The following is a 1,278-nucleotide window of genomic DNA, read 5'->3' on the forward strand; positions in this document are numbered from 1 at the left end:
CCCTGCTCGGCGGCACCAGCCGCTGACCACAACCCAGCAATCCCACCACACACCACCGCGCCGGCCGGCCACAACGGCCGGCGCGGCCATACAAGTAAGGAATCAGACTTGTCAGTCATCCGCGGCCTACGCCCGACGCTCATCGGTGTCACGGCGATGGCGACCGTGTGCTGTGTGTCGGCAGGAATGGCGGTCGCGTCGATGCTGCCGTCGCCGAGCGCTTCGCCATCGGAGTCGATCACCCTGTCGGGGACCGTGAAGGACGCCCGCGCAGAAAGGGTGTCCGGCGAGGTGATCACCCCTCCCGCCTCGATGCCGGCGGTGAACGGCGCACGCATCGAGGTGAACGGCACCCTCGTGGGCCGCACCGACCGTGCGGGCGCGTTCAAGTTCGACTACCCGGACCCGACCGGTAAGCCCGTGACGATCACGGTGACCGCTCCGGGATTCGGCGCCTACCAGCTGACCGGCGTGACGCCGGAGCACACCGGTGACTCGCTGACCGTGCAGCTGACGGGCAAGGCGCAGTCGGGCAGCGACCAGGCCGCACCCGCGCCGGACCCGCTCAACCGGGCCCCCGCGGTCACGGCGCAGGCGACGGCAGGCAGCTGCGGCGGCTACTCGTCCGACTCGACCCCGCCCTCTACCATCCGGGTACTGCAGTACTCACAGCACACCAGCGCGGGGGCACCGGTAGCGGGCACGCAGATCGGCGTGGTCAGTGTGCCGTTCCAGTCGTACGTCCAGGATGTGCTGGCCAATGAGTGGATACCCTCCTGGCAGCCTGACGCGCTGAAGGCAGGCGCGATGGCGGCGAAGACCTACGCGTGGTACCAGGTCAACCACTGGCGCGGCGGATCCTACGGCGGCACCTGCTACAACGTCGACGACTCCATTAACTACCAGCGCTATATCCCCGGCTCGTCCACCGCCGCCACCAACGCCGCTGTTGCGGCGACCTGGAACACGGTGATGACACGGGACGGCTCGGTCTTCCAGGCCTCGTATCAGGCCACGCTCACCAACAATCCGTCCGAGGCCTGCGGCTCTGGCCTGTCCCGCTATCCGGACACGCTCAGCCAGTGGGGGTCGCAGAACTGCGCCCTTGCCGGTAACTCCTGGCAGTCGATACTGAGCCACTACTACCCCGGCGTATCGTTCAGCGGGGCTTCAGCTCTCGGCACGGTGTCGTTTGATGCTGCCGGTGGTCACGTCGGGTTTGTGGACACCAATGGCAATGTGGCCAATGACTGGGCGACGAGCACGGGTTGGGCGGGT

The 1,278-nt window shown here is 67.6% G+C and carries 1 protein-coding gene; it reads left to right on the top strand.

The window, feature by feature from the left end:
* Positions 1-108: 108 nt before the first annotated feature.
* Positions 109-1,278 (top strand): SpoIID/LytB domain-containing protein (locus AB0442_RS42535; RefSeq protein WP_366168858.1); only part of this gene is annotated, 1,170 nt, incomplete at its 3' end.

Origin of the sequence: Kitasatospora sp. NPDC085895 (genome assembly GCF_040702125.1) — a bacterium.
GTDB classification, from domain to species: Bacteria; Actinomycetota; Actinomycetes; order Streptomycetales; family Streptomycetaceae; genus Kitasatospora; species Kitasatospora arboriphila.